The sequence below is a fragment of the Aquamicrobium ahrensii genome, assembly GCF_040545755.1.
Lineage (GTDB): Bacteria > Pseudomonadota > Alphaproteobacteria > Rhizobiales > Rhizobiaceae > Mesorhizobium > Mesorhizobium ahrensii.
On record NZ_JBEPMN010000001.1, the window covers coordinates 291,473 to 306,690 of the forward strand.

Genomic DNA, 15,218 nt, shown 5'->3' on the forward strand with positions numbered 1-15,218 from the left:
CTCTTCAAATCAGTGGATCGAATGTATGAGGCCCGTGACGCAAGCTGAAATCGCCCGAACGATGGGCACGTCGGAGATGCAAATTTCCCGACTGGCGCGCGCGCTCTATCGCGAGCGGTTGCCACTGTCCGACCTGGACGCCTTGAAAATTCTGGCCGTTCCGGAAGTCATGGCGGCAGGCTTCACGACATCGGTCGCCGTGGAACTCCTGGTCAAGTTCGCATCCGAAGTCAGCTACCTGTCCGCAGATCCCGAGCGCCGATGCTGGATTGCCTTCTGCATACACAACGAGGACGACGACGAGGTGCAGCTTTCAGCGCTGAAGGCACACCGCCTCCAAAGCATCATCGACTCGCATCCGGTCAGCCTGATTTTGCCGATGCACAATGTGGTCGCCGCAGCGCGAGCCGAGCTTAACCGGATCAAAAACAGGAGCGCCGCATGACCGCCAGAACTCAGGGGCGCAGCGTGCAGGACGTGCAGACCCGCAGCGCGGCCGTCACCGCCGGCACCGGTTCGCTCAATGCCGAGGCCCGCACCATCAAAGTTGTATGGACGACCGGCGCAGCCGTGAAGCGGTACTCTTGGGACGAGGGGTACTACATGGAAGAGCTGGCGGTGGACCGGAAGTCCATCCGGCTCGACCGGTTCGAAGCCATGTCCCTGCTTGACGGCCACGAGCAATCCATGGACGCGCGGCTTGGCACCGTTGTGCCCGGCAGCGTCAAATTCGAGAGCGGCAAAGCGACGGCAACCCTTCGTCTTTCCCGCAACGCCAAGGCCGAATCCATCCTTCGCGACCTTGAGGACGGCCACCCGATCAACATTTCGGTCGGCTACAAGATCCACAGGTACGAAAAGACGGAAGGTGGAGCCGACACACTTCCAACCATTCGCGCCATCGACTGGGAACCGATGGAACTGTCCGTCGTCGCCGTTCCCGCCGATCCCGGCGCGGTTTCCAGAAAGGAACAGGACATGCCCGAAGACAACACCCCTCCCGAGCAGCAGCGCCAGCAGCATCAGCGCCCTGCAAACCTGATCGCCGAGCGCCGCCGCGTGAAAGATATTCGCGACCTGGCCCGCTCCATGAACATGGCCGAGGATGAAATGGACGCGGCTATCGACAGCGGCGAGCCCGTCGAATCTTTCCGCGCCAGAGCCTTCGACAAGATGATCGAGCGCCAGAACCAGTCCCCGACCTTCCCGCATGTGGAGACCCGTGGCATGCAAGACTCTCAGGAGACCCTGCGCCGCATGGTTGCCAACGCGATCCTTCACCGCAGCGGCCTCGTCGACAAGCTCGAGGATGGTGCTCGCGAATGGCGCGGCATGCCGACGATGGACATCGTCAAGGAAGTGATGCGCTTTCGTGGTGAAAGCACGCGCGGCTCGGTTCATGACGTCGCCAGCCGTGCCATGCACAGCTCCAGCGACTTCCCGATTATCCTTCAGGACATCACCAACCAGGTCGTCCTGTCTGCCTACAGCGCCTACGAGAACACCTTCCAGCTCATTGCGAGCCGCAAGGTTCTCAGCGACTACCGCGAGACCAAGGTGATCGACATCGGCTCGGCCCCGGACCTGCTTCTGAAGAACGAGCACGGAGAGTTCAAGGCTGGCACGATCCGCGAGAGCGAAGAAGGCATGAAGCTCCAGCGCTATGGGCGGAGCATCGGCTTCACCCATGAAATGCTGGTCAACGACCGACTCGACGCCTTCATGGACGTGGTGCGCAATTGGGGCCTAAAGGTCGCCAAGCTCGAGGGCGACATCGTATGGGGCGCCGTCATCGGCGACAGCCTTGTGCTGAAGGACGGCAAGCCGCTGTTCCACGCGGATCACAACAACCTGACCACACCTGGCACCGCGCTCGACGAGTCCGCCCTTGTTGCGGCGCGAAAAGCCTTCCGCCAGCAAAAGGACATCGATCGCCGGCCGATCAATATCGCGCCGAAGTACCTCTTTGTCGGCACGGATCTTGAAATCGTGGCTCAGAAGCTGATCACCGGAAATCTCGTGGCCACGAAAACTGACGATGTCGTTCCCCAGGCGATCAAATCGCTGGTGCCAGTATACGAGCCGCGACTGGACGACATTCCCGGCGGCAAGGCGTGGTTCCTGTTCGCCGACATCAACCAGGCAATGGGCCGCGGCATCCACTACCTGCACCTGCTTGGCCACGAGACGCCGACCACGGCGGAGCAGATCGGATTCCGCATCGAGGGCGTGGAGTTCACCATCGCGCACTCCTTCGGCGTCGGAATCACCGATTATCGCTACGCCTACAAGAATGCCGGCGACACCTCAGGGCCTGAAGAATAAGGCCGGCACGAGACTCCCCGCTGTTCGCGCGGCGGGGAGCGCCGAGCCGCCGATCTTGGCTCATGAAACAATCGGCCCCCTGTCCGCCTTCCGGCTCCACCGGATGAGAGGCGCGGACACAAAGCCCCCGGACCGGACCACGAGCCGGTCCGGGGCATTCACCAGGAGGAGTCCCCACCATGTCGATTTTCGACCGCTTGGATCGCATCGCGAGCCGCGTAATCGACCGTAGCTTTTCCGTCCGGTTCGAGGTTCACCCGGCCCGCAGCACCCCGAACGGCCGTCCTGGTCCTGACCCCGAGCGGCCGACTTGGCACGGCAAAGGCATCCTGGAAGAGCAACCGGTCTATGACGCCATCGAGACCGGTAAGCGCGACCGCACCGGAAACGACTTCCAGACTCTCCGCGTCGGCAACCATGTCGAGCTTTCCGTCGACAGGCACCGTTACCCGCAGGCGGCCGAAGCTCGGCAGCATGACCGAATCCAGCTTGACGATTTGCGCAAGTTCGAGATCGTCAGCGTTCAGCCCGACGGCATGGCGCGCATTATGCTTGTCCTGGTCGAGCTGCGATAGCCCGCCATTCGCCCACAGCCTGCTCAGGAATCGCGTTGAGTCCTTCCGGCTACCCAACATCCGGAAATTGCCAGCGGGAGCAGGCGGTCGGCTGTGAGTCGGATACTACTCGGGCTCATGCGACACGCCACCCATTTCCGCATAGATTATCCGCCGGGCTTATGATTCCGGGGGCAGAGTGTTGGGAACAATACAATCGATAGCGACCATTATCGCAACGGGCATCGGCTGCTATGTCGCCCTTTCAGGCTTGCGTGCATGGAAAAACGAGATGACCGGCCGGCGAGACATCGAACTGTGTCAAACCGTGATCGAGCAGTTCTACAAAGCCGAACAGATGATGGCGGAACTGCGGTCTGGGTTCGCCTACCCGTCAATTGAATCGGCAGATAGGCCAAAACCAGAAGGTGAAACCAAAGCTGAGCGCGATCATCGAGATTCGCTTTATGTGCCGCTCGCCCGCTGGCAAAAGCAGCGCGAGTTCTGGTCAGAGCTATTTGCTTTGAAGTTCCGAATGCGCGCCCTTTTTGGTGACGCTGCGGCAGAGCCTTTCGATCTGTTACATCAAGCTGTGCGTGAATTTACCTCTGCGGCATCCGTTCGCTACGAAATGGACCTCAACGGCACGGATAGTGCGGACGCAGAGTTGCGGAGGTCGTTCAGTGCGGCATTGTGGGCAGCACCAGCGAACGAGGACAAGATCGGCCCGTTGTTGCGGAAGGCCATACCGGCGATGGAAAACATCTGCATTCCAATAGTGCGCGCACGTCTGCCGTTGTGGAAACGGCTCTTCTAGGCGAGGTTTCAAACGATCGATGGATCATACGGCAGCGCCACCGTCTCCATAGTTTCCTGCCGTAGCTTCAACGAGCCGCCCTCCCCATAATCCGGCCGGTCAAGTGAATGGCCCATAAGGATCTTGCGTAGTTCGGAGTCGACCTTGGCATTCTTCATGCGGTCCTCGAAGCTGTGACGCAGCGAATAGAAGCTGTGCCGATCCGTCTCCAACAGCTTGTTTTCCTTTAGGTACTTATTGACCGCGGCTGAAAGGCTGTTCCCCTTGTCCCGATACCGGTCGAAGCCATTGGGAAATTTCTTCATGGCGTCCAGAGCCATGCCGACAAGTGGGATCGCGCGGATGGAGGTTTCCGTTTTGATTTCTCTCGGATCTTCCGGGTCTTCGTCGGGCTCGATCTTGATATGAGGCACGTCGTGGTCGAGAACAATGCGCTCAGGCACGAGGTTCGCCACCTCGCTCAGCCGGGCTCCTGTGTTGGCCGCCACGAGGAAGATGGCGCGGGCTGAAGCGTTCATGCTGGCCAGCGCGCCCGGCGCCAGCAGCTTGTCGGTAATCCATTTGTGTGAGAACGGCGGGCGCTTCCGCCTTTTCATGCTCTTTCGCTTAAACCGGAGTCTGTCGAAGGGATTGGGTCGATCGCCCTCGCCCAGATGCTCGAAGTATGCCTCATAGAGGCCAGCTATGTCTCCCAAGCGTCGGTTGCCAATATCGGGGCTATGCGTCGGCGACCCCTCTTTCGGCGCTATTCGCCCCATCCAGAAGTCGTAATATTTGCGGGCATCGGCGCGGGTAATTGCCTGGATATCGAGGTTTCCGATCACTTCTATAAAGTGAATTACTGAACGCAATTTGCTGTTTTTCCAGCGATGTTTTTGCGTCGCACTTTTTCCAGCGATTTCGTGGGGTGCGATCTTCTCGACATAGATGTCGAATGCTTTCCTAATCGTCACCAGAGGCTGTTCCACAGCGCCCAAGACCGCCGACACAACCGGCTTCGAAGCATCTGATCCCAATGCTTCGATGCGCTGCATGATGTCTTCCAGCGGCCCCTCCGCCAGCTTGTGCAAAGGCCTGTAATCAAACCCCATAGCCCTTACGAGCCGCTGTGCCACCTCGAGCTTAGCCCAAGGGTCGTCGCCCTCTTCAGCTAGAAGGCTTGCCCACAATTCGTTATCGGCCTGTTCATAGCGGTCGCGGAGGGCTCGAGCCTTGGCCAAATCGGCAGTCTTCAGCGATATGCGAACCTCCGGCGAACGCTTGTCAAGCGGCAGGAGTTCGGTTGGCACCCGACGGCGGTATTGATACAGACCGCCCCGAAGAATGATGAAGCGATCCTGATGATTCCTCCCTCGCCGCTTCGCCATCGTACCCGCCCCACTGCGTCTCAATATGCGGCACATTTTGTGTCACGAATTTTCCAATCTGACAACAGATGGATCAAAGCGGATCGAAAATAATCAATAATTTCAGTAATCTGGGAATAATTACATGGTGCGGACGACGGGAATCGAACCCGTACGGATCGCTCCGAGGGATTTTAAGTCCCTTGCGTCTACCAGTTCCGCCACGTCCGCGCGTGCCGTTTCTCACGACTTATTCGGTATTCGTCAACTGGCGTTGCGCAACTAATCTGTTGGCGTGGCCAAATCCTGACGCCGGCTGCCTTCGCTCGACATTATGACCGTGATGACTGTCATGATTGTCGATAAGACACCACAGCAGGTTTCGCCCGGCTTGCGGCGGGCCAGGCAGTTGACTGTTGCTGCGCCTCCTGATCAATCTTCTCCTGTTTGGCGAGAACCTGTCCCATCCATTCGTCGAAGAACTTACAAAATCGTGCTTTGCGCCTCAGGAACCTCGGCGGTCCGCCGCAAGCCCGGAAAATCCAGACATTCCCCGGAGCCTTTCATGACAGCCGCTCTTTTCCAGCCCATCACGCTCGGCAATCTCGATTTGCCCAACCGCATTGCCGTGGCGCCCATGTGCCAGTATTCGGCCAATGACGGATGCGCCACGGACTGGCATCTCCAGCACTGGATGAACCTTGCCATGTCGGGCGCGGGCATGGTCACGGTTGAGATGACGAATGTGGAACGGCGCGGGCGCATCAGCCATGGCTGCATGGGACTTTATACGGACGCCAACGAAGCGGCCGCCAGACGGGCTCTGGACGCCGCCAGACGCGTTGCAGCGCCCGGCACGAAGTTCGGCGTGCAGATCGCCCACGCCGGCCGCAAGGCCTCATGTCGGCGGCCGTGGGAGGGAGGTGGACCGCTACAACAGGGTGAGGACCCCTGGCCGATCATATCGGCGTCCGCCATTGCCTATGACGATGGCTGGCAAACGCCCCATGCGCTGACGGACGACGAAATCCACGAGGTGGTCGATCATTTCGCCAAGGCGGCGAACAGGGCCGAACGCGCAGGCTTCGATTTCATCGAACTCCATGGCGCGCATGGCTATCTGATCTTCCAGTTTCTGTCGCCGCTCTCGAACAGGCGTGAGGATCACTGGGGAGGCTCCCTGGAAAACCGAATGCGATTTGCGCTGGAGGTTACACGCGCCGTGCGGAAGGCTGCCCCCACGCTCATGCTGGGCATGCGCCTGTCGGTGAAGGAATGGGTGGATGGAGGCTTCGACCTCGACGAGGCGGTGAAGGTGGCGAACGCGCTCGAGGCAGAGGGCGTTTCATACATTTGCTGCTCCAGTGGCGGCAATTCACCCCTGCAGAAGATTCCATCCGGCCCGCTATATCAGGTTCATCTGGCCGAAGCCGTGCGCAAGGGAGCCGGCATACCGGTTCGCGCCGTCGGACTCATAACCGAACCGAAACAGGCGGAAGACGTGATTGCCGAAGGCCGCGCGGACATGGTTGCGCTTGGCCGCGCCTTCCTTGCCGATCCCCGCTGGGGCTGGCGCGCCGCCGCTTCGCTGGGAGCGGAGATCCCGGCCGCGCCACAGTTGCAGCGCTCCGTCACCACCATGCGGCATTGGGTGGTCTCCGCCTGACGATAAGGCAACCAATGGCCATTCCCGGCGTTTCCCTATGATCCCAACAGGTGATACGCGGAGAACGGGGATGACCAGGGTCGTCTACAAAATCGTGGAACATGACGGAGGGTGGGCCTATCAGGTTGGCTCAACCTATTCGGAGACTTTTCCAAGCCGTGAGGCGGCAGCCAGAGCCGCCGAGCGCGCGGCCGAAGAACAACAGATAGCCGGGACTTCGGACGGCATCCAGTACGAGGACAGTTCCGGAAAATGGCATGAAGAACTGTCCGATGGTCGGGACAGGCCGGAGACCGAAGTTTCGGAATAGCCGTTTCACCGCTTCTGCGGGCTCGTTCCATAAAAAAGAGCGGCCGGCGGCCGCCCTTCTCCATTTGGCCGAATGTTCGGGCCTCAGCCGTGAAGTTTGGCGGTGATTTCCGCCACACGCTTGCCCTGAAAGCGAGCGCCCTCCAGTTCCTGTGCCGAAGGTTGGCGCGATCCGTCGCCCTCCGTGGTTGTGGTCATGCCGTAGGGCGCGCCGCCCCGAACCACGTCATTGCCCATCTGACCCTGATAGGCATAAGAGAGCGGCACGATGATCATGCCGTGATGCTGAAGCGAGGCCTGAGTGCTCAGAAGCGCAATCTCGGCGCCGCCGTGCTGCGTCGCGGTCGACACCATCACCGAAGCAACCTTGTTGACAAGTGCGCCATTTGCCCAGAGCGGGCCGGTCTGGTCGAGGAAGTTCTTCAACTGCGAAGCCATCGCGCCATATCGGGTGGAAACGCCGAAGATGATGGCGTCATAGTTCTCAAGTTCGAGTGGCTCGGCAATCGGCGCCTCCTGATCGAGCTTGTAGTGCGCGGCCTTCGCCACCTCCAGCGGCACCAGTTCGGGAACCCGCTTTATAGTCACCTCGGCGCCGGCTTCCCGCGCGCCTTCGGCCGCGGCCTTCGCCATCTGCTCCATATGACCCCAACTCGAATAATAGAGGACAAGCACCTTCGCCATATTCATCATCTCCACAGTTGCGACTGCGGGCATGTTGCCCGCGTGAAATAGCAAGGCGAATTTAGGGTAGCTCTCGTTCACAGGAAAGCACAGCAAAGCCGACACACCGTTCACTGTTTCAGCACCCTTTGCGCCTTCGCCGGCGGCGCGGTATTGAATCTTGAAACATCGATACAGGAGTCGCTCATGTCCGAAATCGTCACCGCCGCCATGCTTGTCATAGGTGACGAGATTTTATCCGGACGCACCAAGGACAAGAATATCGGCCACCTCGCCGACATCATGACGGCCATCGGCATCGACCTGAAGGAAGTGCGGATCGTGCCCGACGAAGAGGACGAAATCGTTTCGGCGCTCAACGCCGTCCGCTCGCGCTACACATATGTTTTCACTTCCGGCGGCATAGGCCCGACGCATGACGATATAACCGCCGATTCAGTCGCCAAGGCGTTTGACCTGCCATGCGAGTATGACGACAACGCCTATGCCTTGCTGGAAGCGCATTATGCGAAACGCGGTCTGGAGTTCACCCAAGCCCGCAAACGTATGGCCAAAATGCCGCGCGGTGCGGAGCATATCGAAAACCCTGTCTCGGTCGCTCCCGGTTTCCGTGTCGGCAACGTTCACGTCATGGCCGGGGTTCCGTCTGTTTTTCAGGCCATGCTGGACAAAGTTGTACCCACGTTGAAAACGGGGGTGAAAATGCTTTCGGCAGCCGTGCCATGCCCGCTTGGCGAGGGGGTTATCGGCGGTCCACTTTCCGAAATCCAGAAGGCGCATCCGCACACAATCATCGGCTCCTACCCGAAATTCGGCGAGGGCAAGTTCTGGACCGAACTGGTGGTGCGCGCCCGCTCGCAGGATGCGCTGGAGGCCGCGCGAAAGGACGTCGAATCCATGGTCAGCGAACTCGGTGCGATGAACTGAAGTCAGAATGGAACCGGAAACCGGTTCGCCGCGTTTGTATCGGCCAATTCCTTGTCGAAAAGGTCAGGCCATGTCGTTCAAAACGATCGCCGCCATATTGCAGGGCGAGCAGGAGTTCCCGAGGGTGCTCGATTGCGCCATCCCGCTTGCCGCTCGCCTTGAAGCGCATCTGGTTGGTATTCATGCCGAAGTTCTGCCGGTGCCCTATACGGCGGCTGTGGGCTTTCCCGACACCGACTTCATTCAGGTTTCCACTGAACTAAACAAGGAAACGACGCTGAAGCTTCGCGGCTCCTTCAACGACCAGGCCGACCAGGCGGGTCTTTCCTTCGAATGGCGCACCCTGGAAAGCTTCTCCGGTGACGGCACGCTGACAGGTATGCCGAGTATCCGCGCCGCAGACCTGATCGTCGCCGCCCAGCGCGATGTGGAAAGCGACGACGGCGCCGACGTCGAAAGCCTTGTCTACGAGGCGGGACGACCTGTTCTCATGGTGCCGCATTCCGGTTCTGTCACCTCATCGTTCCGCCACGTTCTGCTCGCCTGGAACGGCAGCAAGGAAGCCGCGCGGGCCACCTTCGACGCCCTGCCGTTCCTTATCGAAGCCGACCAGACTGACATATTGGTGATCGACCCGCCCTCCACTGCCGATGAAAGTCCCGACGCGGCGGCGGCGCATATCGCCGCCGCTTTGGCGCGACATGGGGTAACGGTAGGAGTGTCCATCGAAAGCTCGCGCGGCCATTCGGTTGAGGGCGTGATTCAGGAGCGGCTGACAGCCAGCGGCGCCGATCTTCTCGTGCTTGGCGCGTACAGCCATTCCTGGCTGAGGGAGTTCCTTTTTGGAGGAGTCACACGCTCCATTCTTCGTTCCGCGCCGGTCACCGTCCTGCTGTCGCGTTGAGCGGATCGTCGCGCCCCTGCGCGGCCACTTGCCAACCATGTTCATTTCCGGCTAATTCCGCCCGCATTCCATGTCATCTGCGCGCCACCGCGCGCCAGCGGAGTGTGCCCGAATGTCCCTGCCAGACAAAGCTTTCCCCATATCGTGGGATCAGTTCCACCGTGACGCGCGCGCGCTGGCGTGGCGACTTGCCGGCGCCAACCAGAAATGGAAAGCCATTGTCTGCATCACCAGAGGGGGGCTGGTCCCCGCGGCCGTTATTTCGCGCGAACTCGGCATCCGCATCATCGAGACGGTGTGCGTCGCCTCCTATCATGATTACGCCTCGCAGGGGCAGTTGGAGGTTCTCAAGGAAGTGAACCCGGCGCTTCTGGAAAATGACGGCGAGTCGGTCCTCATCATCGATGATCTGACGGATACAGGAAAGACGGCGGGTATCGTGCGCGCCATGCTGCCAAAGGCTCATTTCGCCACGATGTACGCCAAGCCGAAAGGCCGGCCGCTGGTCGACACCTTCGTCACCGAGGTCAGCCAGGACACCTGGATCTACTTCCCCTGGGATATGGGTTTCACCTACCAGAAGCCCATCGCAGACGACCAGGTAAGATAACGCTCCCACAGCAGGGCCTTCGTCGGCTTCGGTCGCGCCATTTACTTTCCCTACACCATGAAAAGTGTAGCCTGCTGGCTGACGAATGATTCCAATCGGGCGCTGCTACGATGCTGACGGGGCCTCAGTCACACGCGCATCTCGCCGAAAGAGTGCGCAAGCTGTTCGGCACGGTGCCTTGCCGGTTGCAGGTCGCCGCCCTGCCCTGGCGCGAACTGGACGACGAAGTCGAGATCATGCTCATCACCAGTCGCGACACCGGGCGCTGGGTTTTGCCGAAGGGCTGGCCGGAGGCGCGGGAGCCGCTTTGCGAAGCGGCCGCACGCGAAGCCGGTGAAGAGGCCGGCGTTTCGGGTCGGGTTTCAGCACTGGAAACAGGCCGCTACTTCTACGCAAAGGCGATGACAGGCGGGCATGACGTTCCATGCGAGGTCTTTGTCTTCCCGCTGCTTGTTGAAACCGTCGCCGACCATTGGAAGGAAAGCCGCCAGCGAATCCGCCGCTGGATGAAAGGTCCCGATGCACAACGCCATGTCGCGGAACCCGACCTTGCCGAAATCATCGGTCACTTCTGCCTGAGCCGGCAAGATCATCGCCCATGCCGCTGAAGATCATGGCCGCGCCATGACAACCATTCGTCAGCCGATGTGCTCAGCCGCCATGCGTTGCAGAAAAAAGGCCGCCCGAAAGGCGGCCTTTGTCACTTTGGAACAGAAGACGACGCTTACTCGGCGTCCTTCTCAGCCTTCTTCTTCGGCGCGGCCTTCTTCTTCGGAGCTTCGGCCTCGCCTTCCTCGGCCTTGGCGGCAGCCTTCTTCGGCGCGGCCTTCTTCTTGGCCGGCTTCGCCTCAGTCTCGCCTTCCTCGTCGTCGGCCAGCAGTTCGTCCTTGCTGACCTTCTGGTCGGTCACTGAAATCTGGCCGAGCAGGTGGTCGACCACCTTTTCCTCGAAGATCGGAGCGCGCAGCGTGTTCAGGGCCTCGGGATTGCTGCGGTAGAACTCAAATACTTCCTGCTGCTGGTCGCCGGGGAAGCGGCGAACCTGCTCGAACAGGCCGCGCTGCAATTCCTCATCGGAAACCGTGACGCCGGCCTTCTCGCCAATCTCGGCCAGAACGAGACCGAGTCGCACGCGGCGCTCTGCCAGGCGCTGGTATTCGGCGCGGGCCTCTTCCTCGGTGGTCTCCTCGTCGGCGAAGGTACGGCCGGCAGCCTCAAGATCGCGGTTGACCTGATTCCAGATGTTGCTGAACTCGGCTTCCACCAGCTTGGAAGGCGCCTCGAAGCTGTAGGCTCCGTCGAGTTGGTCCAGAAGCTGACGCTTCACCTTCTGCCGGGTGATGGAGCCGAACTGGCTCTCGATCTGGCTGCGCACGATCTCACGCAGACGCTCCAGCGACTCAAGGCCCAGGGCCTTGGCGGTCTCGTCATCGATCTTCAGTTCGCCCGGCTTGGCCACTTCCTTGACGGTCACATCGAAGGTGGCTTCCTTGCCCGCGAGATGCTCGGCCTGGTAATTCTCCGGGAAGGTGACGACGACCTGCTTTTCGTCGCCGGCCTTGGCGCCGACAAGCTGGTCCTCGAAACCGGGGATGAATTCCTTGGAGCCCAGAACCAGCGGCTGATCGGAACCGGCGCCGCCAGCGAAAGCCTCACCGTCGATCTTGCCGAGATAGTCGATCGTCACGCGATCACCTTCGGCGGCCTTGCCGTCCTTCGGCTCGTAGCTGCGGGTGGATTCGGCCACGCGCTGCACCTGCTCGTCGATTTCCGTTTCCGGCACGTCATACACCGGACGGTTCACCTTGATGTCGGTGAAGTCCTTGATCTCGATCGGCGGAATAACCTCGTAGTTCAGGCTGAACTCGAAATCGACGCCGCCTTCCAGGATCTTCTCGGCTTCCTTCTCATCCTCGGTCATGATGACCTCGGGCTGCATGGCCGCCTTCTCGCCGCGCTCGACAATCACGGAGCGCGCGTCATTGAGAATCTCGTTGACGACCTCGGCCATGAAAGATTTGCCGTACACCTTGCGCAGATGCTGAACCGGAACCTTGCCCGGACGGAAGCCGTTGATGCGGACCTTGCCCCGGGCATCGGCAAGACGCGTCATGAGCTTGGCTTCCATATCGGCAGCCGGCACGACGACTTTAATCTCGCGCTTGAGGCCGGAGTTGAGCGTTTCGGTGACCTGCATCATCAAACCTTTATCTTGACCTGAAAGACTGCAAGACGGCCTTTGCCGTTCACAGCCTGCCGGTACATTCTTCCGGGGTTGGCTTCGGGGCGAAGCCGGATGAACCCGGTCATACTATGACCCGACCACCCGAGACGCTCCAACAATGTGAGTAAGTCTTTGTTCTTCCGACTTCTTTTCACATGATGCAGAAGCGGATCGTCGCATCCCGTCACATTCGACACGCCTTTTGTCACAGGCGAGGCCAATTTTCAACCATCTTAACACCGCGCGAGGCACGACGATATGACCGCAAACCCAATCAAGGGAAGATATACCGGCGCTACGGGGGCCTGCATGCCGGAGCAACTGTTGAAAATGGAAAACCGCGGGAGAATATCGCGGCATCGTGGGAAGTCTGGTGCGGATGAAGGGACTCGAACCCCCACGCCTTTCGGCACCGGAACCTAAATCCGGGGCGTCTACCAATTCCGCCACATCCGCTAGCGGCCCAGCAAATCCCATGAAGGCTGGCCGCTGTCAACGCCGACATGGTGTCTCCGCATAGGAAGAACCTTCTCCGCTCCCGGCTTGATGAGCTGATTCCGGTCGCAGCGCATCAGTAGAGCGGCTCCTGGAACAAGGTCTGATCGCCGTCCATCAGCGCCTTGACCTGCGCGCCGCCGGAAGCAGGCACCGCAACCCGAACGCCGAATGGGCGCACGCGCATGTCCCGCTCGATGGCGCGCCCTTCCCCTTCGGGCAGGTAAAAGCGCTCGATGCCGTAGGTGACACGCACTTCCCTGTCGATATATGCAAGATTCAAAGGCGGAATCTGACCGGCGATGTCGACTTCATCAGGCCCCGCCGCGCCAGCAGGAGCATTCCTGATCCACGCGCTCCTCGCGCGCCAGTAGCCGTCCTCATCCTTGCCAAGCCGCACGGTGATTTTCCCCGCCGCGTCAAAACCCTCACCAGGCTCGCCTATATCGGAGACGATTGTCAGCGGTATGCGCGATATTTCGTAGCTCAGAATCACGTAATCACCGCGCAACAGGTCGCGCGGGTCAACCGGCTCGACCTTCAGCAACACTTCGCGGCCGTCCCGCAGGACCGTAGCCCGACCGGCGATCATCCAGCCCAGAAACCCCACCTGAACAAGCGCCAGCAGCAGCGCGGACAGAACGAGTTTCCTGCCATTGCTCATGCCCTGCCTCCTTCGGCCTGCGGCGCTCTATTGCCCATACGCCTCTCAAGCCGGATGATGAGCAAGGCGAGGAGGCCCAGAAGAACAGCGGCGAATATGAAGAATCCGGCGGTTCCCAGCATCGTGCCCATGGTGATGGCGTAGATCAGGCAGAGTTCGACGGCGAAAGCCAGATAAGCGATCCAGCGCAGCCCGCGGCTTTCGTGCCCTTGCAATACTAGAGCGACAACGATGCCGGCCAGCGTCACACCGGCGGTCAGCGCGAAACGGCCCTCGCCATCCTGATCGAACTGGATCACCATCATCGCGACCAGAAAGCCGATCAGGGCATGGATCGGCAGCCGACGATTGATACGTACAATATTGTCCACCTCCGCTGGTGCGATATGCGCGACAGCGAAAAGGCCGGCCGATACGCAAGCCATCATGAATGCTGCCTCGAAGGAGTCCCCTTCCAGCGCAAACCACGTGACATAGGCAATAAGCGAAAGCAGGATGAGATGGCGCGCCGCCCGGCTGGGCGTCCAGTAGGAAATCCCGAACAGAACAGCGACTATCGGTAGGAACAGATTGGGATTCCCGTAGCTGGCATATCCCGTGAGGCCGCCTGTGAACGCCCCGGAAAGCCATACATCTGCGATAGCTACAGCCGCGACCGTGAGCGGACCGGACCGAAGCGCGACAGCCGCCAGCGCGGTCGCCACGCACCAGGTCAGGATGGCGACGGATTCGTCACCGCTCATATGATACATCTGGCCGATGAGGGCGAGCGACCCGCCGAATGCAGCGGCGGCCACAATCCAGAGCGCTTCGCCGATGGCGGAATAGTCCTTCAGCTTGGCGAACGCACCGCCGACATAGCCGCCGATGATGAGAGCGAAAAGCGAGGCCACGCGGACCAGACGCGGAAAAGCTTCCCAGTTCGCGGCGATGAATATGAGAACTCCGGCGCCGAACAGGAGCGCCGCCATCATGGCGAGCGCCGCGCCCGGACCAAACGACCGCCGGTCGCGCCGTTCAGCGTCGGAAACCAGTTTTTCAGCCGTGGGACGGTCGATCAGGCCGGATGAAACCCAGCGCTCAACGTCCTGCCTGAGCTGCACAACGTAGCGCGCCATATGCCTTTTCCATTAAATAAGTAGATTTACCAATCCGCATTTCCAAGCCATTGTCAAAGCGACGTTTTTTGAATTTGGCCTTTTTATGTCAGAGGCGTGAAAGAGGTGAGATATTGCATTGCACAAAATGCATTGCTGCCATGCGAGTTCAGCTCTTCCAAAGCCGGCCATGTCCTCCTATCTAGGCTGCGTACGAAGACGACAGAAACCGCAAGAACAATAAGACGAGCAAGACCATGAACCTGATCCGCAATTACCGCAACTGGCGCCGTTACCGGGAAACCGTTTCCGAACTGAGCCGCCTGAGCAACCGTGAGCTGAATGACCTCGGCATCAGCCGCGCCGACATTCACTTCGTAGCCCGCAAGTCGGTCTAACCCTTCGGGGTGACCATCACCCCGAACAGTTTCGCTGGTAAAAGACGATGAACCTGATCCGCAGCTACCGCAACTGGCGTTCTTACCGCAGGACGGTAAGCGAGCTGGGTCGTTTGTCCAACCGCCAGCTCGATGACGTCGGAATTTCGCGCCACGAGATCGAACAGTTCGTGCGCAAGGCTTTCTGACAGGGAATTT

The 15,218-nt window shown here is 60.0% G+C and carries 17 protein-coding genes and 2 tRNA genes; 12 read left to right on the plus strand and 7 right to left on the minus strand.

Annotation, left to right across the window (positions count from 1 at the left end; translation table 11 throughout):
* Positions 1 to 34: 34 nt before the first annotated feature.
* The 4 genes from ABID44_RS01445 (at position 35) to ABID44_RS01460 (ending at position 3,696) form a co-directional block, all read left to right on the plus strand.
* Entirely contained in the window at positions 35 to 445 is a 411-nt protein-coding gene (locus ABID44_RS01445) for a hypothetical protein (RefSeq protein ID WP_354149898.1), read from the plus strand.
* Positions 442 to 2,325, plus strand: coding sequence for a prohead protease/major capsid protein fusion protein (locus ABID44_RS01450; RefSeq protein WP_354149899.1), 1,884 nt, complete (start codon positions 442 to 444; stop codon positions 2,323 to 2,325). Before ABID44_RS01445 ends, ABID44_RS01450 begins: the two co-directional genes overlap by 4 nt.
* A gap of 179 nt (positions 2,326 to 2,504) precedes the next feature.
* Positions 2,505 to 2,900 carry a hypothetical protein gene (locus ABID44_RS01455; protein ID WP_354149900.1) on the plus strand — a complete coding sequence of 132 codons (396 nt, stop codon included), beginning with the start codon at positions 2,505 to 2,507 and terminating at the stop codon, positions 2,898 to 2,900.
* Positions 2,901 to 3,081: 181 nt separating this feature from the next.
* Positions 3,082 to 3,696, plus strand: a complete 615-nt coding sequence (locus ABID44_RS01460; protein WP_354149901.1) for a hypothetical protein — start codon at positions 3,082 to 3,084, stop codon at positions 3,694 to 3,696.
* A gap of 8 nt (positions 3,697 to 3,704) precedes the next feature.
* On the opposite strand, the gene ABID44_RS01465 is transcribed toward ABID44_RS01460, so the two are convergent.
* Positions 3,705 to 5,063 (minus strand): site-specific integrase, encoded by a 1,359-nt coding sequence (locus ABID44_RS01465; RefSeq protein ID WP_354149902.1) that lies wholly within the window; start codon positions 5,061 to 5,063, stop codon positions 3,705 to 3,707.
* A gap of 125 nt (positions 5,064 to 5,188) precedes the next feature.
* A tRNA-Leu gene (locus ABID44_RS01470) sits at positions 5,189 to 5,273 on the minus strand.
* Positions 5,274 to 5,607: 334 nt separating this feature from the next.
* On the opposite strand from ABID44_RS01470, the gene ABID44_RS01475 reads away from it, so the two are divergent.
* Both ABID44_RS01475 and ABID44_RS01480 read left to right on the plus strand, forming a co-directional pair.
* On the plus strand, positions 5,608 to 6,708 hold the full coding sequence (locus ABID44_RS01475) for an NADH:flavin oxidoreductase/NADH oxidase (protein WP_354149903.1): 1,101 nt from the start codon (positions 5,608 to 5,610) through the stop codon (positions 6,706 to 6,708).
* Between the two features lie 70 nt (positions 6,709 to 6,778).
* A complete protein-coding gene (locus tag ABID44_RS01480) occupies positions 6,779 to 7,018 on the plus strand; it encodes a DUF2188 domain-containing protein (RefSeq protein WP_354149904.1) in 240 nt (79 codons plus the stop codon).
* A gap of 83 nt (positions 7,019 to 7,101) precedes the next feature.
* Here the strand turns inward: ABID44_RS01480 and wrbA are convergent, their stop codons facing one another.
* Positions 7,102 to 7,701: an NAD(P)H:quinone oxidoreductase type IV gene (gene wrbA, locus ABID44_RS01485; RefSeq protein WP_354149905.1), complete on the minus strand. Its 600-nt coding sequence runs from the start codon at positions 7,699 to 7,701 to the stop codon at positions 7,102 to 7,104.
* 186 nt (positions 7,702 to 7,887) lie between these two features.
* On the opposite strand from wrbA, the gene ABID44_RS01490 reads away from it, so the two are divergent.
* The 4 genes from ABID44_RS01490 (at position 7,888) to ABID44_RS01505 (ending at position 10,750) form a co-directional block, all read left to right on the plus strand.
* A complete protein-coding gene (locus ABID44_RS01490) occupies positions 7,888 to 8,628 on the plus strand; it encodes a competence/damage-inducible protein A (RefSeq protein WP_354149906.1) in 741 nt (246 codons plus the stop codon).
* Between the two features lie 70 nt (positions 8,629 to 8,698).
* Positions 8,699 to 9,532, plus strand: a complete 834-nt coding sequence (locus tag ABID44_RS01495; protein ID WP_354149907.1) for a universal stress protein — start codon at positions 8,699 to 8,701, stop codon at positions 9,530 to 9,532.
* A gap of 112 nt (positions 9,533 to 9,644) precedes the next feature.
* The gene (gene gpt / locus ABID44_RS01500; RefSeq protein WP_354149908.1) at positions 9,645 to 10,142 is read left to right on the plus strand and encodes a xanthine phosphoribosyltransferase; all 498 of its coding nucleotides are present in this window, start codon (positions 9,645 to 9,647) and stop codon (positions 10,140 to 10,142) included.
* Positions 10,143 to 10,252: 110 nt separating this feature from the next.
* Positions 10,253 to 10,750 (plus strand): NUDIX hydrolase, encoded by a 498-nt coding sequence (locus ABID44_RS01505; protein ID WP_354149909.1) that lies wholly within the window; start codon positions 10,253 to 10,255, stop codon positions 10,748 to 10,750.
* Positions 10,751 to 10,866: 116 nt separating this feature from the next.
* Here ABID44_RS01505 and tig read toward each other — a convergent pair whose 3' ends face one another.
* The 4 genes from tig to ABID44_RS01525 form a co-directional block, all read right to left on the minus strand.
* Positions 10,867 to 12,339, minus strand: coding sequence for a trigger factor (gene tig / locus ABID44_RS01510; protein ID WP_354150184.1), 1,473 nt, complete (start codon positions 12,337 to 12,339; stop codon positions 10,867 to 10,869).
* A gap of 398 nt (positions 12,340 to 12,737) precedes the next feature.
* Positions 12,738 to 12,822, minus strand: a tRNA-Leu gene (locus ABID44_RS01515).
* A gap of 115 nt (positions 12,823 to 12,937) precedes the next feature.
* The gene (locus ABID44_RS01520) at positions 12,938 to 13,525 is read right to left on the minus strand and encodes a GDYXXLXY domain-containing protein (RefSeq protein WP_354149910.1); all 588 of its coding nucleotides are present in this window, start codon (positions 13,523 to 13,525) and stop codon (positions 12,938 to 12,940) included.
* The gene (locus tag ABID44_RS01525; RefSeq protein WP_354149911.1) at positions 13,522 to 14,643 is read right to left on the minus strand and encodes a DUF2157 domain-containing protein; all 1,122 of its coding nucleotides are present in this window, start codon (positions 14,641 to 14,643) and stop codon (positions 13,522 to 13,524) included. Before ABID44_RS01525 ends, ABID44_RS01520 begins: the two co-directional genes overlap by 4 nt.
* 236 nt (positions 14,644 to 14,879) lie before the next feature.
* Here ABID44_RS01525 and ABID44_RS01530 point away from each other — a divergent pair, with 236 nt between their 5' ends.
* On the plus strand, positions 14,880 to 15,020 hold the full coding sequence (locus ABID44_RS01530; protein ID WP_354149912.1) for a DUF1127 domain-containing protein: 141 nt from the start codon (positions 14,880 to 14,882) through the stop codon (positions 15,018 to 15,020).
* 47 nt (positions 15,021 to 15,067) lie between these two features.
* Entirely contained in the window at positions 15,068 to 15,208 is a 141-nt protein-coding gene (locus tag ABID44_RS01535) for a DUF1127 domain-containing protein (protein WP_354149913.1), read from the plus strand.
* Positions 15,209 to 15,218: the final 10 nt, after the last annotated feature.

Coding starts and splice junctions, on each gene's coding strand:
- ABID44_RS01450 (WP_354149899.1), top strand. CDS start 442: ATGACCGCCAGAACTCAGGGGCGCAGCGTGCAGGACGTGCAGACCCGC.
- ABID44_RS01455 (WP_354149900.1), top strand. CDS start 2,505: ATGTCGATTTTCGACCGCTTGGATCGCATCGCGAGCCGCGTAATCGAC.
- ABID44_RS01465 (WP_354149902.1), bottom strand. CDS start 5,063: ATGGCGAAGCGGCGAGGGAGGAATCATCAGGATCGCTTCATCATTCTT.
- ABID44_RS01475 (WP_354149903.1), top strand. CDS start 5,608: ATGACAGCCGCTCTTTTCCAGCCCATCACGCTCGGCAATCTCGATTTG.
- ABID44_RS01480 (WP_354149904.1), top strand. CDS start 6,779: ATGACCAGGGTCGTCTACAAAATCGTGGAACATGACGGAGGGTGGGCC.
- wrbA (WP_354149905.1), bottom strand. CDS start 7,701: ATGGCGAAGGTGCTTGTCCTCTATTATTCGAGTTGGGGTCATATGGAG.
- ABID44_RS01490 (WP_354149906.1), top strand. CDS start 7,888: ATGTCCGAAATCGTCACCGCCGCCATGCTTGTCATAGGTGACGAGATT.
- ABID44_RS01495 (WP_354149907.1), top strand. CDS start 8,699: ATGTCGTTCAAAACGATCGCCGCCATATTGCAGGGCGAGCAGGAGTTC.
- gpt (WP_354149908.1), top strand. CDS start 9,645: ATGTCCCTGCCAGACAAAGCTTTCCCCATATCGTGGGATCAGTTCCAC.
- ABID44_RS01505 (WP_354149909.1), top strand. CDS start 10,253: ATGCTGACGGGGCCTCAGTCACACGCGCATCTCGCCGAAAGAGTGCGC.
- tig (WP_354150184.1), bottom strand. CDS start 12,339: ATGCAGGTCACCGAAACGCTCAACTCCGGCCTCAAGCGCGAGATTAAA.
- ABID44_RS01520 (WP_354149910.1), bottom strand. CDS start 13,525: ATGAGCAATGGCAGGAAACTCGTTCTGTCCGCGCTGCTGCTGGCGCTT.
- ABID44_RS01525 (WP_354149911.1), bottom strand. CDS start 14,643: ATGGCGCGCTACGTTGTGCAGCTCAGGCAGGACGTTGAGCGCTGGGTT.
- ABID44_RS01530 (WP_354149912.1), top strand. CDS start 14,880: ATGAACCTGATCCGCAATTACCGCAACTGGCGCCGTTACCGGGAAACC.
- ABID44_RS01535 (WP_354149913.1), top strand. CDS start 15,068: ATGAACCTGATCCGCAGCTACCGCAACTGGCGTTCTTACCGCAGGACG.